This is a genomic window from Thermococcus sp. 9N3 (assembly GCF_012027685.1).
GTDB lineage: Archaea > Methanobacteriota_B > Thermococci > Thermococcales > Thermococcaceae > Thermococcus > Thermococcus nautili.
Map to the genome: position 1 here is coordinate 263,970 of NZ_SNUV01000002.1, position 24,243 is coordinate 288,212.

General features: G+C 47.5%; 25 protein-coding genes. 13 read left to right on the plus strand and 12 right to left on the minus strand.

The features are described 5' to 3' along the window. The first annotated feature begins 37 nt into the window (after positions 1-37). Positions 38-1,258 (plus strand): flippase, encoded by a 1,221-nt coding sequence (locus E3E30_RS08375; RefSeq protein WP_167729217.1) that lies wholly within the window; start codon positions 38-40, stop codon positions 1,256-1,258. Between the two features lie 16 nt (positions 1,259-1,274). Further along, a complete protein-coding gene (locus tag E3E30_RS08380; RefSeq protein WP_167729218.1) occupies positions 1,275-1,958 on the plus strand; it encodes a CDP-alcohol phosphatidyltransferase family protein in 684 nt (227 codons plus the stop codon). Here E3E30_RS08380 and E3E30_RS08385 read toward each other — a convergent pair. The 6 genes from E3E30_RS08385 to E3E30_RS08410 all read right to left on the minus strand — a co-directional run bounded on the left by E3E30_RS08385 (position 1,944) and on the right by E3E30_RS08410 (position 9,580). Next, complete coding sequence (locus E3E30_RS08385) at positions 1,944-2,960, minus strand: iron-containing alcohol dehydrogenase family protein (protein ID WP_167729219.1); 1,017 nt, start codon at positions 2,958-2,960, stop codon at positions 1,944-1,946. The two genes, E3E30_RS08380 and E3E30_RS08385, sit on opposite strands and share 15 nt — an antisense overlap. Positions 2,961-3,010: 50 nt before the next feature. Continuing rightward, the gene (locus tag E3E30_RS08390) at positions 3,011-3,793 is read right to left on the minus strand and encodes a CDP-alcohol phosphatidyltransferase family protein (protein ID WP_167729220.1); all 783 of its coding nucleotides are present in this window, start codon (positions 3,791-3,793) and stop codon (positions 3,011-3,013) included. Next, a complete protein-coding gene (locus E3E30_RS08395) occupies positions 3,790-5,463 on the minus strand; it encodes a methyltransferase domain-containing protein (protein WP_167729221.1) in 1,674 nt (557 codons plus the stop codon). Before E3E30_RS08395 ends, E3E30_RS08390 begins: the two co-directional genes overlap by 4 nt. After that, the gene (locus E3E30_RS08400) at positions 5,460-6,551 is read right to left on the minus strand and encodes a glycosyltransferase (RefSeq protein ID WP_167729222.1); all 1,092 of its coding nucleotides are present in this window, start codon (positions 6,549-6,551) and stop codon (positions 5,460-5,462) included. The genes E3E30_RS08395 and E3E30_RS08400 overlap by 4 nt, the downstream gene beginning before the upstream one ends. Then, the gene (locus E3E30_RS08405; RefSeq protein WP_167729223.1) at positions 6,523-7,713 is read right to left on the minus strand and encodes a glycosyltransferase family 4 protein; all 1,191 of its coding nucleotides are present in this window, start codon (positions 7,711-7,713) and stop codon (positions 6,523-6,525) included. Before E3E30_RS08405 ends, E3E30_RS08400 begins: the two co-directional genes overlap by 29 nt. Before the next feature lie 751 nt (positions 7,714-8,464). Beyond that, complete coding sequence (locus E3E30_RS08410) at positions 8,465-9,580, minus strand: glycosyltransferase family 4 protein (RefSeq protein WP_167729224.1); 1,116 nt, start codon at positions 9,578-9,580, stop codon at positions 8,465-8,467. A 74-nt stretch (positions 9,581-9,654) separates the two neighbouring features. On the opposite strand from E3E30_RS08410, the gene E3E30_RS08415 reads away from it, so the two are divergent. Further along, positions 9,655-10,815, plus strand: a complete 1,161-nt coding sequence (locus E3E30_RS08415; protein ID WP_167729225.1) for a site-2 protease family protein — start codon at positions 9,655-9,657, stop codon at positions 10,813-10,815. Here the strand turns inward: E3E30_RS08415 and E3E30_RS08420 are convergent. Continuing rightward, a complete protein-coding gene (locus E3E30_RS08420) occupies positions 10,799-11,551 on the minus strand; it encodes a hypothetical protein (protein WP_167729226.1) in 753 nt (250 codons plus the stop codon). The two genes, E3E30_RS08415 and E3E30_RS08420, sit on opposite strands and share 17 nt — an antisense overlap. 53 nt (positions 11,552-11,604) lie before the next feature. Between E3E30_RS08420 and E3E30_RS08425 the strand changes: the two genes are divergently transcribed. The 6 genes from E3E30_RS08425 (at position 11,605) to E3E30_RS08450 (ending at position 15,668) form a co-directional block, all read left to right on the plus strand. Continuing rightward, the gene (locus E3E30_RS08425) at positions 11,605-12,582 is read left to right on the plus strand and encodes a TIGR00269 family protein (protein ID WP_167729227.1); all 978 of its coding nucleotides are present in this window, start codon (positions 11,605-11,607) and stop codon (positions 12,580-12,582) included. A 75-nt stretch (positions 12,583-12,657) separates the two neighbouring features. Continuing rightward, the gene (locus E3E30_RS08430) at positions 12,658-13,947 is read left to right on the plus strand and encodes an ATP-binding protein (protein WP_167729228.1); all 1,290 of its coding nucleotides are present in this window, start codon (positions 12,658-12,660) and stop codon (positions 13,945-13,947) included. Further along, a complete protein-coding gene (locus E3E30_RS08435) occupies positions 13,919-14,113 on the plus strand; it encodes a TIGR04140 family protein (RefSeq protein WP_167729229.1) in 195 nt (64 codons plus the stop codon). Before E3E30_RS08430 ends, E3E30_RS08435 begins: the two co-directional genes overlap by 29 nt. A 62-nt stretch (positions 14,114-14,175) precedes the next feature. After that, positions 14,176-14,757: a hypothetical protein gene (locus E3E30_RS08440; RefSeq protein ID WP_167729230.1), complete on the plus strand. Its 582-nt coding sequence runs from the start codon at positions 14,176-14,178 to the stop codon at positions 14,755-14,757. 1 nt (position 14,758) lies between these two features. Beyond that, positions 14,759-15,055 carry a transcriptional regulator gene (locus tag E3E30_RS08445; protein WP_167729231.1) on the plus strand — a complete coding sequence of 99 codons (297 nt, stop codon included), beginning with the start codon at positions 14,759-14,761 and terminating at the stop codon, positions 15,053-15,055. Next, a complete protein-coding gene (locus E3E30_RS08450) occupies positions 15,048-15,668 on the plus strand; it encodes a CPBP family intramembrane glutamic endopeptidase (RefSeq protein WP_167729390.1) in 621 nt (206 codons plus the stop codon). The genes E3E30_RS08445 and E3E30_RS08450 overlap by 8 nt, the downstream gene beginning before the upstream one ends. Positions 15,669-15,967: 299 nt before the next feature. On the opposite strand, the gene E3E30_RS08455 is transcribed toward E3E30_RS08450, so the two are convergent. Further along, positions 15,968-17,281, minus strand: a complete 1,314-nt coding sequence (locus E3E30_RS08455) for an RNA-guided endonuclease TnpB family protein (protein WP_167729232.1) — start codon at positions 17,279-17,281, stop codon at positions 15,968-15,970. 179 nt (positions 17,282-17,460) lie between these two features. Next, entirely contained in the window at positions 17,461-19,449 is a 1,989-nt protein-coding gene (locus E3E30_RS08460) for a DUF460 domain-containing protein (protein WP_167729233.1), read from the minus strand. Positions 19,450-19,570: 121 nt separating this feature from the next. Between E3E30_RS08460 and E3E30_RS08465 the strand changes: the two genes are divergently transcribed. Next, positions 19,571-19,900, plus strand: a complete 330-nt coding sequence (locus E3E30_RS08465) for a hypothetical protein (RefSeq protein WP_206205140.1) — start codon at positions 19,571-19,573, stop codon at positions 19,898-19,900. Here the strand turns inward: E3E30_RS08465 and pcp are convergent. Next, on the minus strand, positions 19,886-20,485 hold the full coding sequence (pcp, locus tag E3E30_RS08470; RefSeq protein WP_167729234.1) for a pyroglutamyl-peptidase I: 600 nt from the start codon (positions 20,483-20,485) through the stop codon (positions 19,886-19,888). The two genes, E3E30_RS08465 and pcp, sit on opposite strands and share 15 nt — an antisense overlap. A gap of 60 nt (positions 20,486-20,545) precedes the next feature. Between pcp and E3E30_RS08475 the strand changes: the two genes are divergently transcribed. Both E3E30_RS08475 and E3E30_RS08480 read left to right on the plus strand, forming a co-directional pair. Further along, positions 20,546-21,658: an NAD(P)/FAD-dependent oxidoreductase gene (locus tag E3E30_RS08475; RefSeq protein WP_167729235.1), complete on the plus strand. Its 1,113-nt coding sequence runs from the start codon at positions 20,546-20,548 to the stop codon at positions 21,656-21,658. A gap of 9 nt (positions 21,659-21,667) precedes the next feature. Then, entirely contained in the window at positions 21,668-22,012 is a 345-nt protein-coding gene (locus E3E30_RS08480; protein ID WP_167729236.1) for an ASCH domain-containing protein, read from the plus strand. On the opposite strand, the gene E3E30_RS08485 is transcribed toward E3E30_RS08480, so the two are convergent. Then, entirely contained in the window at positions 22,005-22,373 is a 369-nt protein-coding gene (locus tag E3E30_RS08485; RefSeq protein ID WP_167729237.1) for a type II toxin-antitoxin system VapC family toxin, read from the minus strand. The two genes, E3E30_RS08480 and E3E30_RS08485, sit on opposite strands and share 8 nt — an antisense overlap. Then, positions 22,346-22,582 carry an antitoxin VapB family protein gene (locus tag E3E30_RS08490; protein ID WP_167729238.1) on the minus strand — a complete coding sequence of 79 codons (237 nt, stop codon included), beginning with the start codon at positions 22,580-22,582 and terminating at the stop codon, positions 22,346-22,348. Before E3E30_RS08490 ends, E3E30_RS08485 begins: the two co-directional genes overlap by 28 nt. A gap of 215 nt (positions 22,583-22,797) precedes the next feature. Between E3E30_RS08490 and E3E30_RS08495 the strand changes: the two genes are divergently transcribed. Then, positions 22,798-24,216 (plus strand): hypothetical protein, encoded by a 1,419-nt coding sequence (locus tag E3E30_RS08495; RefSeq protein ID WP_167729239.1) that lies wholly within the window; start codon positions 22,798-22,800, stop codon positions 24,214-24,216. The last annotated feature ends 27 nt before the right edge of the window (positions 24,217-24,243 follow it).

The following is a 24,243-nucleotide window of genomic DNA, read 5'->3' on the forward strand; positions in this document are numbered from 1 at the left end:
GAAAGTTTAATAAGAGTTTTGTTGTCCCTTAACAATAATGACCGAGAGCCTTAAATGGAAGCTTATAAAGAACGCCGGCTGGCTTTTTGGGGCTAAAATAATAGCCAACCTCCTGAGTTATGGTATAATAGTCCTTCTCAGCAGAACCCTTGGACCAACGGGGCTCGGTCAGTACTCCTTTATCTTCTACTACATCGGTCTCTTGGGAATATTCTCGGACTTAGGTGTCGGATACTATTTCATGCGCGAGGTCGCGAGGGACAGGAAGAGACTTCAGGAGCTTTTGCCAGATGTCCTTGGCTTCAAGGTCGTTCTTGCGGTCTTTAACTTTCTCGTTATCACTGGCATAACATTTTTCCTACCAAAACCAAGCTGGTTAAAGCTTCTCGTGGTTTTGGCTGGAGCTGAGGCCATGCTAACGTGGATCTCGTATCTCTTTGTGAACATCATGTATGCCCATGAAGTTACCAAATATGATGCAATTGCCCAGATAGTCGAGAGGTTCTGGGCGTTCTTTGTTGGAGGCACAGTCCTATGGAAGTTCAAGGAGCTCTCACCATTCATCATTGCTCTCCTCACCGGTTATGTCATCAGAGAGCTCCTGAGGATAAAGTTAGGAATGCGGTTCGTTGATGAGCTTAAAATCCGTTTTAAACCGGAGAAATGGGTCTCTTTGCTAAAGAAATCCTACCCGTTCTGGTTCATCGGGCTCTTCACAATGATTTACTACAGGACCGACACGGTTATGCTAAGCCTAATGCGCGGGGACTACGAGACAGGGATTTATAGGGCGGCCTTTACGCTAATTGAAGTTTCCCTGTTCATCCCGAACATAGTAGTGGCAACAACAATGCCCTCGATGGCGAGGCTATGGAATGAGGATAAAAAAACGCTAGAAGTTCTGTTTAGGAAGAGCTTTCAGATGCTTTTGGCCCTCGGAATTGCAGGAACTGGGGGTTACTACATCTTCGCAAGACTTGGAATTTTGATAGTCTTCGGGAACAAGTTCCTGCCAAGCGTCCCAATACTCAGGATTTTGGCAATAGCGATTCCATTCATGTTCCTCAACTCACTGATGGGGAGTTATATGAACGCAACTGGAAGAGAGCTAATGTTCACTAAAATTACAGGATTTACAGCCTTGCTGAATGTAGTTTTGAACTACGTTTTAATTTCCCACTACGGAGCAATAGGCGCGGCGATGGCAACGGTGGTGAGTCAGGGGACAGCAAGTGTTTTAAATATGACTACAATATAGCGCTTGGGGATAATCATTGTACAAAGACGATAGGATTTTAAAAAAAGTGGATGCGTTCACCACTGTATATTTTGTTGATCCATTAGCTGTTAGGCTTGTATATATTCTTTCTAAATATAACAGGATATCTCCAAATTTTATAACTACTGTATCTTTATTCCTGGGAGTCAGTAGTGCCATTTCCTTTGGTATTGGTAAGGATATTTTTGGAGCCTTATTTTATTATCTAAGCTTTTTGTTCGATTGTGTAGATGGGAAACTCGCTCGGATTACAGGTAAGACTTCTCTTGTTGGAGCTTTTTATGATACCCTTGCTGATTGGACAGTTGCATACGGTATATACCTTGGGATAGCATATAACTCCCTAAATTATGAGCCTAAAATCACATATGCAATGCTATTGTTTGTAATTTCTAAATTGGTGTATATTAGAATTGTCCATTACAAAGACAAAATACACAGGAGTGTAAACCACAAAACTAAAAAGGATAAAAATATTGACATTCCCACATTTGGGCGAGCAAAACTAATCCCAGATGCGATAGATTGGGACTTTCTCATAATTATCTTCCCAGTGATAGTTAAAGTAAGAGAGCTAAGACTTTTTATATTAATAGTTGGAGCAATTTTCTATGTTTTATTGTCATGTGCTAATGCTTACATTATCATGACCTCGCTTAAGGCATCAGATAATCGTTAGAGTTCTTAAGACTGAATCTGCGAATTTTCTATCAATTGATATCTTGTTTAGGATAGTGAACCTATCACGTATTTTAGGTGCCAATATTAAGGCTTCAACGAAAACACTCTTTCTTATTCCTAATTCTTTTAGTCTTGTAGGGAACCCAAATTTTTTGTAGAGTTCTAGAATCCATTCATGCTCTTTCGTCTGTCCTTGTAAGTACGTTGTTAATATTGTTGCAAATCCGACTTGTATTCCATGTGGAATCTTACCAAATCCAATTATCTTATCAAGAGCATGACTTATATTATGTTCCGAACCACTTGCTGGCCTACTTGAGTGTGCAATATTCATAGCAATACCACTAAGAATAAGTCCATAAGCCAAGTCTTCAATAAATTTGCTATCTTTGGTAGAGTAATAGTTTTCAAAATTATTTAGCACATTAATTGCCGGCATATAAGCCAACATTCTAGAAAAGTTATCAATTTTCTCACCAATTTCATTATGCGCTAAAATCCAATCATAAGAAGCAGATATATTAGAGATTAACTCTCCTAAACCAGCCAACAAGTAGATCTCCGGAGAGTCTTTAATAACCTCAACGTCCACTAAAACTCCAACTGGCATTGTTGTCCCAACACTCTTGTATTCGTTATTTATTCGCAAAATACTAATAGGAGAGGATATTGCATCATTAGAGAGAAGCGTTGGTACACTTATTATAGGGATTAACGTTTCCCTAGCTAAATACTTCCCAACATCAATCACCCTACCTCCTCCACAAGCGATAATTGCATCATGATGATACTCAATTAACATTTTTCTTAAGTTTGATATTTCATCAAGGGTACTATCCTTAATGATATAATAGTTATATTCATTAACAAGCCCATAATCCTTTATTACTTCGCCACTTATTTTTCCCGTAATTACTAAGGGATTTTCGAAATGGAGATTATTTCGGTGAATAACTTTCTCGAATTCATCTAAAATTCCACTACCAACCTCAATTATCATGGGAAAGTTAACAAACTTATATATCATCTATCATCATCCCCTCCATTGCCTTAGCCTTTTGTAAGCACGTAATTAATTGCAATTTTATACTGAAGCCCCCATTTTTTTCTTATTATTTTAGTTGAGATAAAAAATTGAGCTAACGTAAATAAGAGCTCATAGAGCACCCACATGTTTAATAGTAAGATAAGAATATTTTCACTTTCACTAAAAGCAAATAATATTATTGTAAAAAACTCTAAATCTATTTCAGTGGGGACTAAAATTGCTCTTCCTATAGATGTGGAATAAATTTTAATTAAAATGCCTACCATTCCTTGTTTTTCCATTGATTCCTCATGCCTTTCATATATGCTACCTCTCGTTGGAATAACAGATTTTAAAGCGATCGTCATAGCATTCTTTTGAAGCTGAATCAAGAATAACACTAGAATTAAACCAATGATATTCTTATTTTCTTTAACGAAAAGGAAATGTAACGCTATTCCAAAGAGTACATATGCATGTGTAAGCGTTGAAGCATCATAAAAAAATCCCAAGTCCGACTTCATGCCTTTTAACCGAGCAAATTTGCCATCAATGCAATCAAAGAGAAAACTGAGATAATACATAGTAGCACCAATCACGAAGTATCCCCAATAGAAAAGCATAGCCGAAATAACTCCAAAGATGAACGCAAATAAGCTTATTAAATTTGGAGTTAAACTTGTATAATTGGCTATAAAATAAAGAAGCCTAATTGCAAGGGGATCAACTAAATATACTGTTACAAAGGAATCTCTCTGTTTTAATACTCGAGCTATATCACCACAAGTGTACTTTTTCCTCTTCATTTGCTATCACCAACTTTTGATGCTTTAATGAAGTAAAATCTATCGAGACTATACCATCTCCTTTGGATTGATTCCATAATATCAATATTAAAACCTGCTTCCTCTAAGAACTCCCTCCATGTTTTTGATAAGTACCATCTCTCTCTAAACGGATCGTCCTTTTTATACATCCACCTATTTAACCGCTCAAAAATTGGTTTGAGAGCTCCCATTATGGATATTGGATTCCTATCTATTATCACAATCACTCCGCCAGGTTTGAGGACTCTATGAAACTCCTTAAGAGCGAGTTTTATATTGGGAACATGTTGAAGAACCTCGATGGAAATAATTATGTCAAAATAATTTTCAGGATAAGGAATATTAGTTACACTCCCAAGTGTAAAAGTGCCATCTTGAACCCTCCGCTTGGCCAATGATACTAGTCTTGGGGAGATATCAATTCCGTGAACTTCTGCTCCAAGTTCTCTGAAGTACATAGCAAACCTACCCGATCCACAACCAGCATCAAGAAGGCGTTTTCTCCTGAGATTTACATGTCTCTTGATTGCTTCTAGTCTGAAATCATGAGGATCCAGGTCTGAAGGTAATTTATTTGAGATTTCATTGAACCTTTGCGAAATAAAGTCTTCAATATATATATCTTCATAGAGTAATGCATCAATGAAAAATTTTACTCCCCAATTAGGACACATTAAGGGTAAGTATGACCCCCAGGGTGGGGAAGACCCAAACAAACACCCCTGAAGAGTCTTAATTGGCAAATTAAGCATCTTCCGTTTAAGATAGCTTGTTAGGTACATTGCCCACTTCAGATACTTGTATTCCCTTTCGAGTTCATAAAATCTGAATAGAACAATTGAGTACTGAGCAATTCCTGGAAGACACTTCTCCTTAGAGACAGGTCGCCATGATGAATCATAGTATGAATACAAAATGCCATCTTTCTTTAACCTTTCCAATAATGGTACCACTGCCTTTTTTGAGGAATTAAAGTATTTTTTGTTATTCAAGATTATAGAAGATTCAAGGAGGCTCCTTATTACGTACACAATTGTGTGAAGGACAGGTTTTTCATCATTGAGAAAAGATGCATTCCTAAACCATCCATTATCTTTTTGCTGAGATACGACCCAATCAAGATGCCTTACCGCCGCCTGTTTATAATCCTCTATTCCTGTTTTTTCCCACAGTTTCAGTAGAGCCCAAGCGACACGAGCGTAATATGTATGGGGTTGATTATTAAATGCAAATTTTGTCCACGTGCCATCCTCATTTTGAACAGAGATTATCCAGTTTCCAGCTTTTATGGCAGTTTCGAGGAATTGCTGTTTTTTAGTTATTTCATATAAAGAAAGAAGTCCAAAAATTACCTGTCCTGTGTCAAATACCATAGGTTTTCTAAAATCCGGCTCCCAATATGACCCATCTTTGTTCTGAATCTTTAATAGCCAATTCCCTGCTTCTAGTGCAGAGTTTAGTGCTTCTTCCCAGCCATATCGCTTCCATATCCTAAGCATCGTTGGAATGATATACCCTGTAGTTTCTGGGTATGCTTGTCTCCAACCTCTTCTAAGAGAAAATCCTATTGAATAACCTCCGCCTCCCTTTTCTTGAGCAAGTAAAAGCCATTTAAATGCCATTAAAATATATCTCCTAGAGTCCTTCATGCTTCTTCACCAGTAATAATTCTGACTGCACTCAGCATTTTCTTTTTTAAATGACTTCCCCAGTCATAATTTCTGAGGACTTTTTTATTCTTTTTAATTATTTCTTTTATTAGTTTGGGACTAATCTTAAGAGACATCACTTTCTCTATAAGATCCTTTCTTGTAGAATATAATAGGACATATCCCTCAAAAGATTCCAACTCCACAGTACTTGAAGCTACAACCGGCTTATTCAGCGCTAGAAATTCAAAAAGTTTTAACGGGGATACCGCATCTGTTAGTTTATTTTTGAAAAATGGTATAATTCCCAGGTCACAATTTTTAGCAATTTCAATTAATGCATTATCTCTATCTACGTACCCATATAACTGTATATTACTGTTATTTTGGGCAATAGCTTGTAGTTCATTAAATCTCTCCCCGGACCCAATTACAAAAACTCTAAAACCCATCTTGGCTAGACTAATAAAATCTTCAATCCTAACCCATTTTCCAAGAGTCCCTATAAAATATACATTAGTAATCTTGTGAGGAATCTTTCCTAAAAATTTAAGATCATCCAAATGAACACCATTAGGAATGTAAAATGCTTTAGGACATTTTTTGCTTTTTTTATATAATACCCTTGCTGTACTAATTACTCCATCCGAGTATTTAACAAACAATGGGAGAACTAATAAAGTAATAATCCTAGCAATTTTATTATTTAAAAGTTCAACATGATCATCCACATATAGAAAAATTATTTTTTTTCTAGATAGCTTAGACAAAATAAAAGTAATAAACCCCGGGAGAACATTATAAAAAATTACTATATCGGGGTTCTCCTTAAGAAGTGCCTTTATTGCGTTTAACTCAAACCGTATAAAAAACTCCACACCAAGTCTTTTAGAGTACCCTCCTTCAACGACTTGTATCTTGCCTCGGGGTCTCCGGGAAAGTACTTTTAAATGGGGTTGCTCACCTGTTAAAACCCCCGGAGGGTCAACAAATATTACTGAATAGTTTTCAGAAAGAGCTCTAGAAAATTCGTGAGCGTGAGACCAAATGCTATCCCATTTAACGCCTGAAATTATTAGCGCTCTCATACGAAATCACCCAGAGATATATGTTATAGATATCATCTACTATCCTGTCCCAAGAATATCTATCTTTTACCAGACTATATCCCCTTTTTCCCATTATTTCAAGCTTTCGTTTTGGGGTATTCAAAAGATCTTTCAGAGCTTTAGCTAAATCATTAACTTCCCCCGGCTCAACTAACCATCCATTATACTTATGCATTATTAGATAGGGATTTTCACCAACTTTGGTGGCAAGTACTGGAAGCTTTGAGGCCCATGCCTCAAGCAGAGTTAGAGGCATACCCTCAAAGAGAGAGGGAAGAACAAAAAGCATTGATGATTTATACTCTTTCAGAAGCTCTTTTTCTGGCAATCTACCTCTAAAAATAAAATATTTCTCTAACCCTAATTTTTTGATAAGAGTTCGAACTATTTTCTCTTCATTTGTCCATTTTGTATCTCCTCCAACAATAGCAATAACACCAAGATTATAGTCAAATTCATTCTTTATCTTATTAACTGCTTTAACTAGGCACCTCAAACCCTTTTGTGGATGAATTCGTCCCACAAATAAAATCTTGAACATTTTGCCTTTTTGGACATTAGTCCGATCAAACTTTTCAATATCGACCCCGTTGGGTATGTACACAGGATTATTTACATTGTAGTATTTCAAAAACTTTCTATCTACTGTTATTTCAATGTCGTATTCAATTTTCCTCTGTAGAAAAACTTCAAATAAGTATAAAATTCTACTCTTGAAGCCTTTCCCGTACATTTTTTCAAGAGCTTCAATGCCACTTCCATGAACAGTATACACCACTGGCACATTTAGCAATCTTGAAAGAATCTTGGCAGGTAATCCAGGCAAATTCGCATGAGCATGGATTAGGGAGTAGGGAGTTTTCCGATGATTGCTCAAGATTGCCCACATAACTTCAAAGGCCCATATAATCCGATTCATAAAAGTGAATGATTTTGGGAATCCAACTCTTATTATCCTCAACTTTCCATCAAAAAGCTCCTCGTTCTCGTTATAAACTCTTCCAGAAGTATCTCTCAATGCCATCACATACAAATCAATTTTAACTCCATGAGTTACTAACCTCTTACAGATTTCATAAACATGAACTTGCCCACCACCCCAAATAGGCTCCCATGCCTCTATTATCATTGCAATCCGCATAAAACCGCCCCATTTCTGTTCTAAATTCCAAAACCTTTAAATTTATTAGAAATTTTAAAACTTTTGGTGCCCGAACATGGAATGGAAAGACTGCAAGCACTCATGAGAAAGCGAGTAAATACTATTCTCTTAATCAAAAGACCTTCATAGAGTTTTTAAAGAAACACAGAATCAAGGCAAAGCGAATTCTCGATATCGGTTGTGGAGGTGAATTAACACTTAAAATTGCTGAAGCTGTGGGAGTGGAGGAAGTGTATGGAGTACATACGACGATGAAGCAATTAAGGTCGCCAGTAGCAAAGGAATAGGGGGTGATTAAGTACGATATTGAGAAAGGCCTCCCTCTTGATGACAACTTTTTTGATTTAATAACGGTGAACTAAGTGTTGAATATAAATAATACCAAGCTCCTTTTCAGCGAAACCTTTCGAATTTTGAAAAATGGAGGCCATACTCTAATTTCCACCCTAACATTTGCCTCTTGGAACAATATCGCAATGTTCCTCTCCTTGGAATGCAACCAATATCATATCATGTATTTATGAAATCCAAGTAGGAAACTTTCTAAAAGGTGTCAAGACTCATGGCCATGTTAAGACTTTCACTTTACCGGCCCTTATAGATATTGCAAAGCTACGCGGGTTTAAGGTTGTAGATACATACGGTTGTGGATTTCACAAGCTTCCAACATTTCTATCCAAAATATTCACCAAAATCGACAAAAGGCATGCAATTTATATGGGGTTCTACTTCAGAAGCCCTGGTAGTACCTTTCGAGCTTTTTAACTATCCTTTCCCACTCATATTTAGTTGCGATATTAATAGCAGTACTTCTCATTTTTCTACTTTTCTCCAACGCAATTAGGATTTTTTCTGCAAAGTCCTTCTCATTAATCGCACTAATGAATCCATTTTTGCCCTCAACTATGAGATTTTTTGAAGCATTCATATTATGGTTCACCGTAACAACGGGCAGACCGGACGCCATCGCTTCAATCACAACGATTCCAAACCCCTCCCTCCGGGATGGAAACGCGAAGACCCTCGACGCTTTCATGAGCGCGATGACGTCTCTGTAATCCTTCAAAAAGCCCGTGAATGTGACGTTATCACCGATTCCCAGTTCCCGTGCGAGGCTCTCAAGCTTCCTCCTCTCGGGGCCGTCGCCGGCTATGACCGCCCTGAAGTCCGGGAACTCGCGCCTGAGTAAAGCTAAGGAGCGCAGGAAGAAGTCAACCCCCTTCTCCGGGATAAGCCTGCCGACGAAGAGAAAATCCGATTCCAGCGACGACGGCTTCACCGAGCGAATAAGAGCAATATCTATGCCGTTGGGAACGAGATAAACGGGCTTCCTGAGGCCAGCGTTTAAGAGGTCGAGCCTTGTCTTTTGGGAGACCGAGATGTGCCTCTCGAAGGAGAACAGGCCCCTCTCAGTGGCTCTCCCGATTAAACCAGCCCATCCGAGGTAGTCGAGCCAGTAGTCTCCCCAGAACTCATGCCAGGTTATGAAGACGTTCTCCTCCTTGAGAACCCTGAGCGAATAAGCTGGGAGGTAAGGGCTCGCCTGGCAGTCTATGACGTCGAAGCGCTCGCCCTTGAGCCGGGAAACGAGCGAGAGCGAGTGGAGCAGTGGGGGAAGGATTGAACGCCTCCCTCCCGAGTACAGGTTGCCAACGCGAACGGTACCGTGGTAGTGAATCCCATCCCGCTCGATTTCATCTTTTCCTTCCCAGTGTTTGTAGCCGTAGACGTGGACCTCATGAAACCGGGCTAACCTGACCGCGAGCTCGTAAATCCGTTTCTCAACCCCTCCCTTGACCCAGGGATAGATGACGTCGTAGACGAAGGCTATCCTGAGGCTCTCCATCGCCACATGGTTGTCCGCTAACGTTTATAAGACCATCTAATGAAGTTAGCCCAGCGGAAAAAGGGTGTTGAACCATGGTGAGCACCGCGGTCATCGTAGTAGTCGCACTCACTGCGTTCTGGCTCGTTCTCTACTCCCTGTTCGGGAAGAAGGAGATAGACCCCGAAACGGGAGAGCCCATCGAGAAGGAAGAAGGGCTGAGCGTTGACTTCCTCGTGGCTATGTGGAGAACCAAGAGACTCCTCGGCTTTATAGACCGGCTTTCCAGAGTTAATAGACGTTTCTGGAAGGTCTACGGCGACATAGGAATAGCCCTCGGCTACATGGGCATGGCCTTCGTCTTCTACGCACTCCTCAAGACCGCGGTTGAGACCCTCAAGACCAAAACAAGCCCCTCCGGAGTTCAGCTCGTGATTCCTGGCGTTACAATCCCCCTCTGGTACGGACTAATCGGCCTCGCAGTCGTTATGGTTGTGCACGAGCTCAGCCACGGCGTCGTCGCGAGGGCAGAGAAGCTCCCGCTGAAGTCCGTTGGTCTGGTTCTCCTCGCGGTGATTCCCGGTGCCTTCGTCGAGCCCGACGAGGAAAAGCTATCGAAGGCCCCCTTACGCTCTAGGCTCCGTGTTTACGGAGCCGGCTCAATGGCGAACGTCGTGACGGCAATTATTACGGCGCTCATTCTGAGCTACGCGATAACTCCCCTTCTCGTGCCGAACGGCATAGAGGTAGGGGATGTCATAAAAGGCGCCCCCGCCGACGGAGTTCTCCACAAGGGAGATGTAATAATCGCGATAAACGGCCAGAGCGTCAAAACCATGGACGAGTTCATAGCCCTAATGAACAAGACGAAGCCCGGCGAAACGGTAGCGCTCACGGTTCTGAGGGGTGGAAAGGAGCTGAACCTTAAGCTAACCCTCGCGGAAAACCCGGACAACCCTGGAAAGGGCTTCATAGGGATACGTCCAAACCAGCACGTTACCTCCAAGGTGGGGCACGACGGAATAATCTTGCCGCTGTTCTTCTCCCTCTACTGGATTTACCTCCTCAACATAGGAATAGGCCTCATGAACCTCTTTCCGCTGGTTCCGCTGGACGGAGGAAGAATGCTCGACGACGTGATAAAGGAGTACTTACCAGAGCGGGTTGCCAAGCCTATACGGTACGCAACGATAGGAATCGGCCTGTTCCTTCTGGCCCTGAACGTCCTGCCGGCGATACTCAATCTCGCGAAGTAGGCAGGATTTCCACCCTTCCCTTTTTGAACCTGAAGATTCCGGTTGATGGCTCAAAGTCCGGGAGCAGGGACTTAACAACGTGCATGTTCTCAACGCCGGGTCTCTCGGTTGGCCTGAGCTCGACTATGTGCTCCGCGTACTGTGAGAGCCACGAGAGGAACCTCGGGGAGACTCTGTCCCTGTTTATGAGGAAAACGTTGAGAACCTCCTCCCCCTCAGAGCGAGGATAGCTCTCTTTCAGGGCCATGTTCTTCTTCAGAATCCTCATTCCGGTGTCCTCGCCGAAGACTTCAACAAAACCGTCCATCGTAACGGCGAGGCCTATTCTCCTCGGCCTTCCCTCAATCAGCTTCTTGTAGATTGCAAGAATCTTCGGAAGGAATGTGCTCCCATCAACCCTCCCCAACGTATAGACAAAAGGCTCCCTCGGCTGGATACCGTTAACGGAGCCAAAGACGTCAACGACGGCCAGGCGGTCTTCCCTGCCAAGGGTCTGAAGGGCAAAGCGAACGGCAGTGGCGTATTTTCTAAGGATACTGTATGGCAGGGAGTAATCCGTTACAACCCCGTACCAGCCCCTAGAGAGGAAGGCTTTGAAAACCTCCACTCCAAGCGCCCAGCCATAAGAACCCGTGTTGTAGACGATGAGAAGAATTCCGTCCTCGATTATACCCCCACCGAGCATCTCGTCAAGGGCACCAACACCAGTCCTAAAAACCTTATACCCCATAACCATTCCCAATTGAATGGGCACCCAACCTTTTTAAAAACCTTTTCTTAGGGCAACCCATGCCAGCGGTCTGCTCCAAGTGCGGTCGTCCAGCGGTCTACCACGCGCGCTACACTGGCAGATACTACTGTCACAAGCACTTCAACGAGATGGTCGAGAAGAAGTTCAAGGAGACCGTGAAGAAGTACCGCCTCATCGAGAAGGGCGAGCGAATAGCGGTCGGGGTCAGCGGAGGAAAGGACAGCGTCGTTCTAATGCATCTCCTGGCTAAACTCCGCGAGAAGTTTCCGTTTGAACTCGTCGCGATAACGATTGACGAGGGCATAGCCGGTTACCGGCCTCCAAGCGTTGAGATAGCGAAGAGGAACGCGAAGAAGCTCGGAATAGAGCACCGCGTTTATTCCTTCAAGGAATACATCGGCTTCACCCTCGACGAGACGGTTGAGATAATGGGGAGCTTCGAGAAGAAGGAAAGGGTTGGTGCCTGCTCCTACTGCGGCGTCTGGAGGCGCTGGCTCCTCAACTACGCGGCCAAGGACGTCGGGGCGGACAAGTTGGCCGTCGGCCACAACCTCGACGACGAGGTGCAGATGTTCATAATGAACATCCTCCGGGGCGATATAGCGAGACTGGGAAGAACGGGCCCCTACTACGAGGAAATTCACCCGGAGCTCGTCCCGAGGATAAAGCCCCTCCGCGAGATTCCCGAGAAGGAGATAGTCCTCTACGCGGTTCTGAACAACATTGAAGTTGACCTTAGCGAGTGCCCCTACGCGGTCGAGGCCTTCAGAGCGGAAATCCGCGACTGGCTCAACGAGATGGAGGAGAGGCATCCGGGAACGAAGTACCAGATACTCAGGAGCTACGACAAGCTCTTCCCGCTTATAGCGAAGACCTACACGAAGAGAACGAGCGAGCTGAACCGCTGTAAGATATGCGGCCAGCCGACGACGGGCGAGATATGCAAGGCCTGCCAGTTCCGCCTTCAGGTCGAGAGGAAGGCGAGGGAGAAGGGGCTGACGTTCAGGGTTGAGTAAACTGAACAGCTATTTATAAAGACCTGTTTAGTATATTGAACAACCTTTATAAAGGTTGAGCGAGTAAAAGTTAACATGAACGAAAACATCGCGCGAGTCCTCGTCGAATGGCAGGAGAACTGGACGCCCGAGCTAATCGAGAGGGACTTCGACCCCTCGCTGATTCCCGAAAAGCCAAGGAAGGTCATCACGTTTGCGGGCTGTCGAAGGACGGGCAAGACCTACCTGATGTTCCAGCTGATAAACAAACTTTCTGAGAAAATTCCACGTGACGATATTTTCTACATCAACTTCGAGGACGAGAGGCTTGAGAAGAAAACCGAAACGCTGACGGAGCTCATACCCACCATTGAAGAGCTGTTTGGGAAGAAGGAAAGGCTCTATCTCTTCCTCGATGAAGTCCAGAACGTCCCCGGATGGGACTCATGGGTGAGGAGAATACACGACTCAAAGGAAGACGTGAGGCTCTTTCTTAGCGGTTCATCATCGAAACTGTCGAGCAGGGAGATACCGACGTCACTGAGGGGAAGAGCTCTTACCTTCGAGGTCTTTCCCCTGAGCTTTTCCGAGTTCCTGCGCTTCAAAAACTTTGAGGTGCCCGAGAGGGCGGAGTTCAGCGGGAGGAAAAGCGAGCTCCTGAACCTTCTGAGGGAGTACCTCATCTACGGAGGTTTTCCTGAGGTCGTTTTAGCGGAGGACAGGAGAATAAAGGGCATGATAATCAGGGACTACTTCAACACGATTATAGCCCTGGACGTCGTTGAGCGCTATAAAGTCAGAAATCCCGAGGAGCTAAGGGCGTTCATAAGGCTACTCCTCAACTCGGAGTACTTCAGCCTGAGCAGGGCCGAGAGAACTATGAGAAGCCTCGGCTACTCGGTCAGCAAGGCGACTTTGGCCAACTACCTCCGCTACCTGAACGAGTGCTACTTTGCCTTCCCGGTCGAGGTTTTCTCGCCAAAGGTGAAGCTCAGAATCCAGCACCCGAAGAAGATATACTTCGTTGACACAGCTTTTCTAGCCTTCCTGAGCGTAAAGTTCAGCGACGACATCGGCAGGCTAATGGAGAACGCAGTCTTTATCGAACTCCTGAGGAGGGGCAAAGATGTAAACTACGCCCTCGGCGAAAACTGGGAGGCTGATTTCGTCCTGCCTGAAGAGGAAACGCTCATTCAGGTCAGCTACGACGTTTCAAGTCCTGAAACGATGGAGCGGGAGCTTAAGGCACTGAAAAAGGCAAAGAGAACATTTAGATGGAAGAACGCCAGGTTGATAACGTGGGACGTTGAAAAGAGAATAGACGGAATCGAGGTAATCCCTCTGTGGAGGTTCCTCCTTGATTATCGAGACGGCCGTTCCCTTTGAGGAGCTGGAGGAGATAAAGCGAAAAAGCGGGGCGAGGGTCAGCTTAATCCTCCTCGAAACCTTCGAGAGGAACGGGATAACCCTTAGCAGGGTTCTCCTGGAAGGCCCTCCCTCGGAAATCGAGCGCTTCATGGGGAAGCTCCGCCTGGCGAGGGCCGGCGGTTAGTTTGCGCCCCAAACTTCCGGGCGGGTATTTAAAGGTTCACTCAAACTTTTCTCGGTGGGAGCATGGAGGAACTCAGTGAAGCTCTAAAGGCCATCGAGAGGGAGCTCAACTTCGCGAGGAAAGCCTACAACTCGATAGTCTACCTCTACTGGGCAGTGGCGTTCCCGGTCGTCTATCTGACTTCATCAATACTCTCAGCATGCACGGGGGCGTCCGCGAATTCCCTCGTGGTTATCTTCTCGGCCCTCGCGATACTGCTCTTCGTCTTCGAGGAGCTGAAGGCATCTAAGAAGGTAAGGGGGATAGAAAAGGCCCTCGGGAGAAAAACGCCACTCAACCGCAGGTACCTACTCGCCCAAGCTCTCATCTGGCCGGTCGTGATTGTGATTGCCGGCGTTCTTGTCGAGGACGTCTGGCTCTCCTCACTCCTTGTGATAGGCTCAGGAATGCTCGCCCTAGCGGTCGTTGACTACGCCTTCCTTCGGGGAGGTTGGGACAAGGCCATTGTTGGAGCAACGATTCTGCTCCTCAGCGTTCCGTACGGGAGGGTTTCAATTACTAAGGGCGCATACGCGACGCTCGTACTGTCGCTGGCCTTCGCACTCGGCGCTTACCTGGTGCTCAGGAAGGCGATGAGGGAGTGAGATGATTGAAGAACTCGCGAAGCTCTCAAAGTCACCCCTCGGCAACCCTACGAGGCTGGCGATAGCCCTCTACCTGCTGTCGAGGGAGAGGGCGACCTTCGCTGGCCTGAGAAAGGCGCTGAACCTCACCGCGGGGAACCTTGAGTTCCACCTGAAGGCCTTAGAAGATGCCGGGATTGTAAGGACGTACTACGGATTCGGGAAGAAGCCGAGGAAATTCGTCGAGCTGACGGAGAAGGGAGTTGAGGAGCTGAGCGAGGTCCTCAGAGTCCTGAGGGAGGCAGTTGGGGATGGTTGAGTTCTTCCTCGCACTCCTTCTCTGGCTCTCCGTTTTCGTGCCCTCCTCCATGCTGGCCTCTATCACAGCAAAAAGAAGCTCCAGAAGAGCCAGCCCGGCTATGCAGGTCTCGATGCTCCTGATTTCCACGGTGGTGATATGGCTCATGGGCGGGCCCGGGAAATTCGGTCTCTTCCAGGGATGGAGTTTCGTTTTTCCGGCTTTTTTCCTCGGATTCGGGGTTTCTCTCGTTCTCAACCTGCTCCATAGGGACACTGGAGTTCCGGAGTTTCTGCCTGAGGGCATCGGAGGATTCGCCCTTCTCTTACTGCTCGCCCCGCTTGGTGAGGAGGTCTTCAACAGGGGTCTCGTGGAAGGTTACTTACTCAGGCACGGCCACTTCTGGAGCGCTATCCTGTTTTCCGCTTTTCTCTTCGCCCTGCCCCACTGGATGGCCGTCGAGGGGAGCAAAGGAGAAAAGGCCTATACCGTGCTTGGAGCCTTCGTCATCGGCTCTCTGGCGGGCTACTTCTTCGCGCTCGGTGGACTGGTTCCGGCCTTCATCCTGCACTCCTCAGCGAACTTTGCCGGTTTAACCGTTCTGAAGCTCAGAAAAACTCCACGTTATAAATAGATTAAGCGCGAATAACCTACCGGTGGTGAGAATGGAGGATGTTAAAGAACTCAAAAGTGTCCTTGAGCGCGTGGAGGGCAGACTCATAGCCGCGGGGAAAATATACGGGGCCATGAACTTTGCGGTGTGGTCATCGATAATGCTCCTGTACTACGTGATAATCGGCCTTCTAAACCCAAGCTGGAAGTTCAACCTCGTTTACTGGCCGGCGGGCTTCATGTTGGCGATGCTTTTCACCGGAAAAATCTGGAAGAGCCTCAAAAGGCTTGGAAGGCTGACCTCCTCCCCGCTTTGGAGGGTTAACCTCTCGCCGTTGGCGGGGAGGTTTGAGGGGTTCTCATTAAGGAACCCGTTGGAACGGGTTCTTCGAACCCCTCTGGCCGGGCCTCCGGCCAATTACCCCTCCTCTGAGCGTACAAACCGCCCAGATTCGGGGTTATGGTTTTTACAGCCCTCTTCAAAATATTAAACGCTCCAACCAAGTCCGCATTAAAAACAAGCCCCGTCGCGGGACACTTAAACAAACCTCTGACAAACCTCGCCCTTTCGTGGAGCTTCCCGCAAACGGGACAGGTCTTAGAAGTGAAAGCCTCATTCACAAGCACGACTTGAATACCATACTCTTCCGCAACCTCTGTAAGGCGTTTGATAACGTAATTAAACCGCCAGACGTGGGATAGAAGGAAGTTTTGCTTTTTACCTCTATCAGAATTCCGAGCTATCCCCTTCGGATAGCCAATGACAATCTTAGAAACCCCCAAATCGTAAAGCTTCTTAACTGTCTGCCTTACTGCCGTGTTAATGTAGTGCTTCGCCTGAAGTTTGGCATTCCCATGCATTTTCTTGAGTTTCCTACTCGTCTTAGCTCCAGATTTATTGAGTTTGGACTGGTAATCGGCAATTTTTCTTCTCCAATAAAAATCAATGCTTTTAAGCAGTCTTCCGTTCACGAGAAAGCTTTCTCCATTCTCAACGTAAACGGCCATCAAATTGTTCACTCCTAAATCAATTCCTGCTGAGAGGCTTCCTTTGGGGTGCCTTGGAACGCTAACCCATTCTTCGCCTTCAAGTTTTTCCTCGACTGTGAGGCTTATGTGGGCATACCACTTCCTCCTAACCGGGTCATAAGTGATTTCTAAGCGACCCTGCTTCCCCTTCAAGTGTATTCTACCCTTGAATTGAATGTCAAGGCGTTTGAACTTTCCGAGGCCTTTTAGAATGAGCTTATTTCCTTCAATTTTGTATTGGTCGTTTCTTAGGACGATTAAGGGTTTTCTCCTCCCGTCTTCTTTGAGATAGTTTGGTGGTTTTGGTTTAAGCCAAGAGGGGAGTTCTCCGTTACGCTTTTTTCGAAGGAGTGAGAAGAAACTCCTCCAGCTTTCAGCGTTCTTCCTCGCTATCTGCTGGACGGTTGCTGAACCGATTTCCCGTTTAAATTCCTCATAAACGGTTTTCTCGGTTGAATTGAAGTCCACGATTTTGTCCTCGAAGAATTGTTGTCTTCTCAAGTAGTTTACTCGGTTCCAGACTTTAGCTCCAGTATCGGCTAACTGATTGAGAGTTTTCTCCTGTTCTTTTGAGGGCTGTAGTTTTACTGTTACTGTTCTCTTCATTTCAATGTATGGTATGGATTTTAGGCTTTAAAAGAGTATCGCTTTCCTAATTGAAGGGCCGTTGAGCAGTTTACTGCATCCCCGTCCTAAAGGGCGGGGCTTTTAAAAGAAAAAGAAAAATATAACAGAGAAAGGTGCCGAGGAGACGGGAAAGTACCTCCGGGCACTAAAAGAAGTTCTCAGCTCCCTCTAAGCTCTTCCTCGGCCTTTCTCTTGAGCTCCTTGATGCGCTCAATCCGGTACTCCTCGACCAGCTTGAGGAACTTCTCCGCCTCCCTCTCCTCGTCCTCCTTCTTCCAGCGCTCTAACAACTCCTCGATGGCCCTCTCCAGCGTCTCCCTCTCAACGACCGCGAACTCGTCAACGCGCTTTACGTCGAGTTCTTCACTCGTGAAGAATGGCACGTGGGCCTCGCGGAGAACTTCCTTCACGGGCCCTGGAAGGGGTTTCTCGGTTATCAAGGCTTTAATTCCCTTCTCGACCAGCTCCTCCGCTATGGCCTTTCCGGCTCCAGCTGGGTTGATTACGAAGAGAACGTCGCCCCTCCTAAGTCCGATCTCGCGCTCTATCCTCTCGAGCTCGCGCCAGCTGAGGACTCTCAGCACTTTCAGCGGAACCGCGCTACCGCGGATTTCGACCACGTTCATCCTCTTGACCTTGACCAAATCCCTGCTCAGGCGCTCTATAACTGCCTTTGCTTCCCTCAGCTGTTTTTCAAGAACCTCTATGCGCTTAACCTTCGCCTCAAGCTCCCTTTCGCGGAGAACCTTCCGCCTTACTTCCTCATCGTAGTCCGCTATTCTGCGCTCAAGCCTCTCGATGGTTCTCCTCTGCTCGCGGATTATGCCCCTGAGCTCCTCGTTCTCCCTCTCAAGGAGCGCTATCCTCTCCTCAAGCTCGCGGATTTTCCTCACGTAGGGCCTGACGTCAACGCTCGCCTGCTCCTCTGGCTCCTCTTCCCTCGGCCTCTCGCGCCTCGCGACCTTCTGCATCGCCTCGCCGAGGTTGTAGCCCTGGATTACAAGGGCCTTCACCTCGTCGGCCCTCTTGCTCAACCCCGCCTCGCGGAGCTTCGCCTCGACGTGCTCAAGCTTGGGCTTGAGCCTGAGGTAAGCCTTGTAGGCGGCAGCTAAGGCGTCGCGCTGGTGGTCGTCGTCAACCTTGATGCCGAGGTTTCTCAACAGCTCGTTCTTCTCCTCGACTCGGAGGCTCTCCCGCGGGACGAAAAGCTGAGCCTTGAAGGAACGGGCTATCTTCTCGACGAAGCCTGGGGCCGGCGAAACGTCGGTCGCCACAACGACCGGGTGTCCAATCTCGCTTATGAACCTGAAGACCTCGCCGACCGGCATGTTCCTCTCGCTGTAAAGCGCCACCACGTTGCCGCTGAGGTCTATGACCGCTATTCCAACCGTTATGCCCGGGTCAATGCCAACTATGACGCTCCGCCTCTCCCTTACGGCCTCCTCGCCTTTGAGGGGAGCAAAGCCGAGCTCTGCCCTCTCGACCGGGTAAATCCTGACCTCGACGTCGCCACCTCGCATAGGTCTCACGATTCCAGCTAACTCTTCCCTGCTCGCGTAGATTCTGAACTCGCCCCTCGCCAGGCCGTAGTCCTTCTCCTCGGTCTCGAGGTCGAAGGGAATGTCCGCCCTCTTCAACCTGTCCTCGATTTCCCTCACCTTGTCGCGGACGAGGTTGTGGACGCGCTTCCGATAGCGGTCCTGGCTCCATCCGCCTTTTCCGTGGCTCCTGCCCCTGGTTACCTTGACTATAACCTCGTCTTCAAAGGCCAGAACCTCGTAGCCGACTCCTTTACTCGCGAGCAGGGCGGAGAGCTTGGCCTCTTCGTAGGGGTCGAACCTGTCGGTCGTTCTTATCCCGTGCTCCCTCGCGAGGCTCTGTAAGCTTCTCTGCTCACCGGGCCTTCCCGTTACCTGGACGAGCTTCGTGCCCGGCGGAAGGGCGCGGAGGAACTTCCTCAGGTCGTCGCCGAGCTCGGTGACGCTATCTATCGCAACTATATCGGGCCTCTTCGCCTGGATGAAGCGGATTAACCTGTAGAGCGTGAACTCACCCTTTCGCTCGAGCTTTCCGTTGTACCAGCTCACGACCGCGAAGCGCTTCGGGTTCTCGCCGATGACATCAAGGCCGATGATGAGAATGAGCATCACCCTCCACCGGAAGTGACGCGGGGGGCTTTTTAATAGTTTGGCCGAGGGGACTTAGGGTTTCACCAAAACCGTTATTTAGCCCTTGAGTTATATTCAACCCCGGGGTGATAGGGTGAAGATGCGCCTCGTCTTTGACAAAAAGTACGACATCATGAGCGGGGAGTACATCGTCAGGGTCAGGGAACTCGACCTGGACGAGGAGCTGAAGGCCATAGTAGACGGCTTTGACCCCAAGGTCAGGATTAGGGGCGAGGAGCTCGGCCTCAACGAGCTGACCGAGAAGGTCTTCAAGGCAGGCACGAGAGAGGACGCGGAGAAGATAATGAGCGAAATAAGGGGAGCCCTCGTCGAGACCTTCAGCTCACTCATAGCCCGCTTCAAGGAGGCCCAGAGCTTCAACGGCTCCGTCGTCTACGAGATTGACTTCAACGAGCTATTCAAGGAGTGACTCCAGCGCTTTCCTTATCGCCTCGTTTATCGTTTCCTGCGCCATCGACGACCTCGGCTTCTCGAGGGCCTGGGCGTGGCTGAAAGGCACGTGGATGAAGCCCGCTTTCGTTTCCATTCCAGAGACGGCTATCGTGTGCAGGGCCGTGAACATCGCGGTGTTGCAGACGTAGGTTCCGGCAGTGTTGGAAACGCCGGCTGGGATTCCGGCCTTTCTCAGGGCCTTTACAACGGCTTTTATTGGTATCGTGGCGAAGTAAGCATCTGGAGCGTCCTCGAATACCGGCTCGTCCTCCGGCTTAAAGCCGTCGTTGTCTGGCATCGTGGAGTCCATCACGTTTATTGCGACCCTTTCGACGGTCACGTTCGGCCTTCCGCCGGCCTGGCCGGTCAGGAGAACGATGTCGGGCCTCTCCTTGGAGATTAGCCTCGGCAGAATCTCTCGAACCCTCGTGAACGAAACCGGTAGCTGAACCTTCAGGAGCGTTGCTCCGTTGAGCTCGTCGGGAAGCGCCTTAACGGCCTCCCACGATGGGTTTATCTCCTCACCGCCAAAGGGCTCGAAGCCGGTAACCAGAACCTTCATGGGACCACCGGAAAGGGTAGGTTTTTAGGGTTTAAAAGCTACTCCGGGCGAGGGGTGATGATGAGGTACGACGTCCTAATCATCGGTGCCGGGCCCGTTGGCAATTATCTCGCTAACCTTCTCGCGAGGGATTACAGCGTCGCCGTCGTCGAGAGGAAGAACTCCTTCGGGGGAAAGGCCTGCACCGGCATAATCGGAGCCGAGAACTACGAGAGGCTCGGACTGCCAAAAAAAGCCGTCCTGAACGAGCTCTACGGGGCAACTTTCTACTCGCGAATCCAGAGCTTTTCGATTGGGAGGAAGAGCTCTCAGGCTTACCTCGTTGACAGAAAGACGCTTGAGCGGGAGCTCGCGAAGAGGGCTATGAAGCGAGGCGCCGATTACCTGATGAGCACGACATTTAAGGGTTTCAAGAACGGGAAAGCTATTCTCCAGCATCTCGGGGAGACGCTTGAGGTAAAGGCGGACTTCTACGTCGGGGCCGACGGCGTAAACAGCACGGTGGCGAAGGCTATGGGGACGAAGACGAAGGCAGAGTTCCTCAGCGGTTATGAGGTTGAGGTTCTTGGCGAGTTCGAGAGGAAGAGCGTCGAGGTCTGGGTGAACAAGGAGATAACGCCCGACTTCTTCGCGTGGGTCGCTCCAATAGATGGCGAGACGGCCAGGGTTGGAACCTTCGGAAGCATAGAGGTCCTGAACAGGTTTTTACGGCTCAGAAGGTTAGAATCCACGAGGATTCTCGAGTTCAAGGCCGGAACCGTCGGCTTCGGCTGGAGGAAGCCCTGGGTGCGGGGTAACGTGGCACTCGTTGGTGATTCCGCCCTTCAGATAAAACCGACCACCGCCGGGGGGATAGTCTACGGGATGCTCTGCGCCGAGGGCCTGAGGAAGGCCTTACTCGAGGGCAGGCCCGAGAACTACTGGAACTACTGCTCGTGGGTGAGGAGGCAGATAAGCTTTGGCCTCAGGTTCAGGAAGCTCTTCCTCGGCCTCGACCAGGAGGCGATAGAGAGAATCTTCGAGGTTCTGGGAAGTGAAGAGGCGAGGGAGGTAATAGAAACCCAGGCGGACTTCGACGACCACCTGAGAACCGCAAAGGCGATACTCAAGAGGCCCAAGCTCCTCGCAAAGCTCATAAAGGTCAGCCCGAGCCTGATTAGGGCGTTGCTGTGAGGTGGGAGCATGAGGTGGAAGATGGGCCTTCAGGAGGAGTACCTAAAGGCGATAGCCGAGGGGAAAAAGCGGATTGAGGGTCGCCTGTACGACGAGAAGAGGCAGGCCATAAAGCCGGGCGACGAGATAGTCTTCGAGAACAAGCTCGTCTGCGTCGTGAAGGACCTGAGGGTTTATTCGTCCTTCAGGGAGATGCTGGAGAAAGAGGGCCTTGAGAACGTCCTGCCGGGAGTGAAGAGCATTGAGGAGGGCGTCAAGGTCTACAGGCGCTTTTATTCCGAGGAGAAGGAGAAGAAGTACGGCGTGGTCGCGATAGAGGTCGAGCCTGTTGCGTGGATTGGTGAGCCTAAATGATATAGACTTCAAAGCCTAATTCCTTCAAAACCTCAAAGTCGCTGTCCAAGGTTATTATCGGCAGGCCGTTAACAATCGCAATTGATGCTATGAACAAGTCCCTAAATGACATGGGGCTCCCTTTTTCCCTCAGTTTCTTGTGGAGATATGCCGCCATCCCCGCGCATTTCCCGTCGAACGGAAGCTCAATGAGGGTTTCAAGCCATATTAGCTCGTCCTTCCTGGGCATTCCGATGAGAATCTCAAACTTTGTTATGGCGGTTATGTAGAAGGTGTTATCCAAAGTTGTGACCTTTTCAAAGACTTCTTCGTTGTTCCTAGCGATTTCAATTATCACGTTTGTGTCAAGAACCGCCCCCATTTCTCAAACTCCTCCTCAATCTCCTTGAGCTTTCTCTTTGTTTCTCGGTACTCCTCCTCGCTCAGAATTCCTTTCAGATGGCACAGGGCATCAACGTTACCCTTTCTTTCCCTCAAAAGCTCCCTAAACAGCTCGCTGAAGGATTTCTTACCCTTAATCCGGACGAGTTCGTTGTAAACGTCGTCCGAAATCGTTATCGTCTTAACCATGCTCTCACCAATACACTGTGTGCATGCATCATATTTAAGCATTATCATCCCCGTTTGAAAACGTTAAAACCCTCATGGTTTACCGAGCGAACAATATCGGCTTTTTTTGACTATTATTTTAAAAATATAAAGCGTATTTATGAACAACTAATATCAAAAATTTTTTAGATTCTTAATAGTTAATCTTTGTTGAACTATCATGAGGGGGTGTCTATATGCAGAGTCCGCGGAAACTTGGACTGTTACTGTTCTTGTTATTACTCACGGGGAGCGTTACATCCATCGTTGTGGCAACAGCGTGGCTACCCGATGAGAATACCACCATTGAAATCCTCGGGTATAACCTTTACAAATTCGAAGGCTCCGGGCACTACGCCGTCTTCTACCCCCTTCCAAACGGTTCAGTCAAACTCTTAAAAACCGGGAAAGTGGGGCTCCTCCCAACTCTCATCAAAATCCCCCGGGAGGAATGGCTGAGAGCATTCTCAGCGGAAAACAACAACGTCCTCAGAACACAGCCAGTCCCCCTCATGATATTTGTAAACGATAAGGGACTCGGCTTCGCCACCCTCAGGGGGAGCAAAGTTGTACTCCAGCCGCTTGAAGTCCCCAACAAGCCAACTGTCATGACGGCAAAACCCTGCCCAAAGGGCTACGTTCCCGAGGGGCCAAGATACTGCGTCCCAAACGATATCCCCACAAACTGGGTCGAAGTCCTTGAATCAAAAACAATCACGGAACCAATATCATTCATCGGAATCCGCGTCGAAAACAACGTTCTCAAGGAACTCGACTTTGAAACGTGGCTGTTTCTCAATAGGGCTACTTACTCCTACTGGACGGTGGGATTAAACGTTGGACCTGTTACGGTCTACACGAAAAAACTCGGAGAACACTTTGAGGGAAAAGGCATTGACATAGGCTATCGCACTCCCGATGACGTCCGTCCTGAAGGATCGATTTGGTCACGTTACGTTAATCTTTATGTCAAGTATCAAGTGGTGGTTTTTGGCGTCCTCGCCTACGACCGCTACACTGGAAAGTTCACAAAGCTACCTGTAATGGCCACATACCCGCTGGAGATTCTCTCCGAAGGCAGATACACTGTCGAGGAGACATCTAATGGACCCAAGTTCGTTGAGAGAACGAAAGGGTTATGGTCCCCCTTCATTTCCTCAGATCCTTACTACTACCACGTTCCTGACTCCTCCCAGGTGCAAAGAATTTGGTTATTTTCAGGAAGAAGAAAGACAATAGTTTATATGAGAGGCCACTCAAGTTGGAGGTTCACCTCCGAGTCAAGCCTCTCCGTTCCGATTGGGCCGAGAATCGCTAGGGCTCTACAGGAGACGGGTCTCATATCAAGGTACCCGAACCTTGCCAAGGTTCTAAATTCAATATCGCTCACGTTCGGATTCCACTATTACTCGGGAGAGCAGTCTGGGTTTCTTTACTCCATCAAGGGGATTCCCAAGCGCGATTGTTACGCGTTGGTGTACATGATGAAGGTAAACACAACTGATTATCGTCACGTTGATGTCCCAATGCTTTTAGTTACGGTGACGGACGGAAAATCCTCCGGAATTTGCGACCCGAAGACGGAACTCTGCATAGACTCTGCCGATAAGAGCTGATACGGCCTTTTTCTTTTATCCTGTTAT